We start from the raw sequence: 304 nt of genomic DNA, 5'->3' as shown, positions 1-304 counted from the left end.
ATTGATGTGATCGCACCGCATCCTTTGGCAACAATCCGTTTTGAAAATTGTCGCATTCCGGCGTCCCGTCGCTTAGGTGCAGGCGGTGAAGGCTTTAAAATCGCCATGCGCACGCTGGATATTTTCCGCGCATCGGTGGCCGCTGCCGCTCTCGGCTTTGCCCGCAGGGCTCTGGATGAAGCTTTGCATCACGCCTGCAACCGGCAAATGTTTGGCTCGGCATTGAGCGATCTGCAATTAACGCAGGCACTTCTCGGCGAGATGGCAACGGAACTGGATGCCGGAACGCTGCTGACTTATCGCG

General features: G+C 56.6%; 1 protein-coding gene. It reads left to right on the top strand.

Features of this window, described 5'->3' with window-relative positions; all coding sequences use genetic code 11:
• The coding region (locus HBA93_RS20315; protein WP_286202096.1) for an acyl-CoA dehydrogenase family protein at nucleotides 1-304 on the top strand (304 nt) is incomplete at both ends.

Origin of the sequence: Ochrobactrum sp. SFR4 (assembly GCF_019730395.1) — a bacterium.
GTDB lineage: Bacteria > Pseudomonadota > Alphaproteobacteria > Rhizobiales > Rhizobiaceae > Pseudochrobactrum.
The sequence above is the reverse complement of the archived record's forward strand: the minus strand, read 5'-3'. Positions and strand labels throughout refer to the sequence as shown.